This window comes from Daejeonella sp. (assembly GCF_037719425.1).
Classification (GTDB): domain Bacteria; phylum Bacteroidota; class Bacteroidia; order Sphingobacteriales; family Sphingobacteriaceae; genus Daejeonella.
The window spans coordinates 19753-24361 of the sequence record NZ_JBBJNI010000039.1; the positions used below are offsets into that span (position 1 = coordinate 19753).

6 protein-coding genes are annotated in these 4609 nt (G+C 42.9%); all 6 read right to left on the bottom strand.

The genetic code is table 11. The features are described 5' to 3' along the window. Positions 1–1171, bottom strand: a 1171-nt coding sequence (locus tag WKF69_RS07240) for a PQQ-dependent sugar dehydrogenase (RefSeq protein ID WP_340380799.1), incomplete at its 3' end; no start/stop codon positions are given. 185 nt (positions 1172–1356) lie between these two features. Then, positions 1357–1818 (bottom strand): cytochrome c, encoded by a 462-nt coding sequence (locus tag WKF69_RS07245; protein ID WP_340380801.1) that lies wholly within the window; start codon positions 1816–1818, stop codon positions 1357–1359. A gap of 196 nt (positions 1819–2014) precedes the next feature. After that, complete coding sequence (locus WKF69_RS07250) at positions 2015–2482, bottom strand: RidA family protein (RefSeq protein ID WP_340380803.1); 468 nt, start codon at positions 2480–2482, stop codon at positions 2015–2017. 26 nt (positions 2483–2508) lie between these two features. Continuing rightward, positions 2509–3447, bottom strand: a complete 939-nt coding sequence (locus WKF69_RS07255; protein ID WP_340380805.1) for an SMP-30/gluconolactonase/LRE family protein — start codon at positions 3445–3447, stop codon at positions 2509–2511. Positions 3448–3755: 308 nt separating this feature from the next. Then, positions 3756–4022: a hypothetical protein gene (locus WKF69_RS07260; RefSeq protein ID WP_340380807.1), complete on the bottom strand. Its 267-nt coding sequence runs from the start codon at positions 4020–4022 to the stop codon at positions 3756–3758. Between the two features lie 71 nt (positions 4023–4093). Then, positions 4094–4609 (bottom strand): c-type cytochrome (locus tag WKF69_RS07265; protein WP_340380809.1); only part of this gene is annotated, 516 nt, incomplete at its 5' end.

Sequence of the window (4609 nt, forward strand, 5' to 3'; positions counted from 1 at the left end):
TGAAGGTATCAGCAATTCGTGTTGTCTTTACAAAATAATTATCAGTCAGAGGATTAAAAGTCATCTGAAGATGTAAAAGATCCCTCCCCTGTTCTGTAAAAGGCTTCATCATGCTCGACCGAGTACCCAGGGTATTTCTCAACACGAATCCGGTTCCCTTAAAATCGCCTGATAAAGCATTTTGCCTGTCAAATACTAATCCGAGCGGTGAGCTATGCGGCGTAAATGTGCTTGTGGTAACGCCCGTTCTATCGCCGTCCATAATCTTTCCTGTATGACCACGATATTCATTTGCGTCCGGACCAACATTCTGCACGCCTGGTGTAAACTTCACCCCTTCAGGAATTTTCGGAAACTCCGGGTCATTACGGAAATATTTTACCGCCCACGCGTGTGCACTTCGCGGTATAAAAGGATCCGTATCAGGGTTCGGTTGCCAGTCAGGGTATTGCTGTGGATTTTCGATTCCGCTCATCACCCAGGGAAATCCATAATGATGGCCTTGCCTGACCCAGAACATATCATCATTGTGGTCATAATCAGAAGAATTAACCACCGCAAAAAGGTTATTTGATGCATCAAATGCAATATCAAAAGCATTTCTTATCCCTTCGGCATAAATGAAACCATCTGATTTAAGCTTAGCGAGATCATTTTGCAGCTCCAGGTCTTTAGCATCTGCAGGAATCCGGAATATTTTCGATGTTAAGGCATTATCACGTGCGTTAGGGTACGCTCCCCTGTTATCCTGAATCTCTCCATGATCTGTCCGCGCTCCCGTATTAGCGTAAATATATTTGCCATCCGGGCTCACTTCAAGAGCGTTCCATCCATGGTCAAAAGTTGTAGCATTCGTCCCGTACTCAACAGTATTGAACACAACGGTCAATTCTGGTTTGCCCGATGGTTTAACATTAAAACGCACCATCCGGCCCTTGGTTCCTTTGCCATTATTCACGCTAATATTCCCGCATAAATAAAGATTATCACCTGAAAATATCGCGCCCTGCAAACGGGTAATGCCGTGATCAGCAGCAGAAAGTATTTGTTCTGATGCTGGGGTTCCGGTAGAAGTATTAACCCGAAATACGCCACCCTCGATACTCGTGTAGTAAAACGCACCAGTTGCGGGCTGGACGAGCAACCGCACAGCCTTAGGCCCGATGGTCATGTACCGTTCAATTTTAATGTCGGTTCTTAAGGCGACTGGGGTCGTGTCTAGAGGCCCCGGCCGGGGCTCCGATGTTGTGGATGGAGGAGTTTTTTTTTGCTGTGATAATCCAACGAGTGGGCTTAAAACGATTGTTGCCAGTGATAAAACACTAAACTTAAAGGAGTGCATTACGGGACAATGAATTATTTCTGTTTTCCAAATTCCTTCAGGTAAGCGATCAACTGCCACCTTTGTTCTTCTTTTAAAATTTCTTTAAACGGAGGCATGTTTCCTTTACCGTTCGATAACTTCCAAAAGATAGTCCCATCCTTCTGTTTTGAAAATTTCGGATCGTGAAAATTCGCGGGTTTTACACCCATCGCGCCACCGGCCGCTCCATCGCCGTACCCTGTCTCGCCATGACATGCAAAACAATATAGATTATATATCTCTTCCCCTTTAGCGATAATTTCAGGCGATGTACCTATTGGGTTCTTGATAGTATCGGCCCATGCCGGAGCAACAAAAGGTTCTTGTTTAACTGTATCTCTTGATACACCAGCTTGTGAACTTCCCGATTGGGAATTGTAGTTTGTTGAAGATGATAATATGAAAATAGCTATCCCACTTAACATTAAAACCCCGTAAAATCTTATCTTTTTCATGATTAGTCTGTAAACTGTTTGTGTGGAATAAGTGCGCTATTGGCAGGCCTCATAGCCATTGTCGTACGTAAATGTTTGTTCCCAATTATCTGGGATGAACTTATATATTTAAACAAATTTTACGCCATAGTGATTGATGCATTATAGCCATAACTTTTAATTATTGCCCGATGTCCCTCAGAGAATTGTTAGAGTATTAGATATAGGCTATGCAATCCATCTCAACAAGAGAATCTCCCGGAACACCTCCTTTAGCAACAGCTATTGTAGAACGAACAGGAGGTTTTGCTCCAAAACGGCCTTTATAAACATCGTTCATTCCTTTGTAGTCAGCAATATCGTTAAGATATACCGTTACTTTCAACACTTTTTTCATAGAAGACCCCGCCCGAACCAATTCTTTTTCAAGTTCTTTAAGTACAATCTCTGTATGAGACTTAATATCAAATGGATCGGTATGAGCACCTTTACCTGCAATGTATACCAAACCATTGTGTATTGTATGTCCGGCAAATAGTGGCTGAGCTTTATATTCAGTAATATTACCTGCTACTTTCTCCGGAGTCACTTCAAGGACTCTAGCATTAGCAACAGCCGCCAGGCCTGTTACTCCTACTGCAGAGGCAAACAGTTTCTTTAATATTGATCTTCTTTCTGTTTTCATTTTATTATTCCTATTGTTTAATGTGATTATTTCTTCCTTTGCATACGCCATTCACGCCCCGGCTTATCTACCCGGAAGCTCTCAAGATTTCCTTGATCCTGCAGGGTGACATACATTGTACGCCCATCGGTACCACCGAAAGCAACATTACTTGGAAGCTTACCAATAAGGGTTACTTCCTTAAGGACTTTGCCAGCTGGTGAAAGCTTAACAACCGTTCCTTTGCCATGTCTGGATATATACAAGTTCCCGTCAATGTCGCATCTCATACCATCCATCCCGAAGTCCGGGAATTCGTGAAACAGGCGCTTATTACTCACATTTCCATCCTTAGAAAGATCATAGACCCAAACCTTGCGCTGAACCGACTCATTAACATACAGCAATTTGTCATCGGGACTGACTTCAATACCGTTTGCTGTACCCATGGTGTCGAGCAGTTTGGACTGGCCATTCGAATCTATTCTCCAGATACGCCCCGCACTTCCCTTCCAGTTTGGATCACTCGCATAAAATCGATCCTTACTATCAATGGCAATATCATTTGGCTGGCTCATCTTTGGATTGTGAGCAAAAACGCTTACTTCTTTAGTAAGCATGTTTACCTTTAGAATATTGTGCTTTGTATAATCGGCGATGAACATTTCGCCTTTGCTATTAAAACGAATTCCGTTTCCTATACTTCCTACGGGTAACGAAACGAACAGGCTGGCGTCACCTCCCGGTGTTATCTGACCAATAGTCCCCTGCTTCCCAAAATTAACCGCATATATAGTACCAGAGGCACTCACAGCAGGCCCCTCAACTCCGCTGGGGAAACTTTTTAAGGGCGTAAAAGTGGAGGATTTAAAAAGTTCTGACTTGGAGCTTTGCGCCTGGCAGGCTAGAAAACCTGATGACAAACAAAGTGTCAAAGCTGCAGTTTTGGTTGAGAACTTAAAGCGTATAATATCAATAGTTTTCAAAGTATCGGGGAGTTAAATATGAACAATGACACGGGCAATAACGCGCCCCAGTTAAATATATTACATGCAATATATGACTCTTCGAGTTCGTGGGCAATTACATAGTAATTATGTTACATTTTTAAGGTAATTAAAGTGAAAATGATATTTTTCACAATATCCCGGAACCGGGCACTGATATCAAAAAACAATGTCTTAAAAAAGCTACTGTTCTTCCTTTTTGTTTAAGTTATAGGCCTGTATTGCCGATCCGAAAACGAGTGATCCAACTATTATAATTAATCCAATACTTATTGCGAGTGCCATATTTATTTGATTTTCTTAATTAACGTATAAATATACCTGTTATGATAATAAATAACAATACCTGTACCCAAAATTATCATAAACCCTGCATTTCTAAACAGGTATTCAATATAGTTTAGGTTTTCTTTAAAAAGCAAATTAAGTTCGCCGCTACCCAGAGCTATGAAAACAACGACATACCACCGCAAGATTTCCGTTGCATATTTGATTTGTTCTTTGAGACGCTCAATCGATATCTCTCCTTTCCGGATATCGTTACCATATTTCATAAAGAAATATAGGGAGAATTAATCGGCCAATCACCCCTTCTACCGGATACTCGTTTATCTGCGCGAACTAACTATTTCAACGACAAAATATACCGTACCATCGCCTTCGCATCTTCATCCGACAGCGCAGGATGCGGAGACATTGGAATAGCTCCCCAAACCCCACTGCCACCCTTTTTAATCTTATCAACAAGCTGGTTCACAGTAGCAGCATTATTTGCATATTTTGCAGCCACATCTTTATAAGACGGGCCCAGAAGTTTTACGTCAACTTTATGGCAGGCCAGGCAATCAGATCTGGATATAAGCGCCTCCCCTTTTTTAATGTCCGCACTATCATCAGCTGCAGCTGGCTTAGTCGCAGCTGGTTTAGTCGCGGCAACAGGGGCTGTAGCGGGAGTCTTCACAGCAGGCACAGGCTTCGCGCCAGGAGTAACCGTCACAACCGTATCTACACCGGGAGCAGGCGCCAGGACGGGCGTGGCAGGCGCTACGGCTGGAGCAGCAGATGTAGATGCGGGCGCAAACCCATCATTACTATTGTAGGCGCTACCTGAGGCAGTCGAATCGGCTGTAGTGGACGCTAT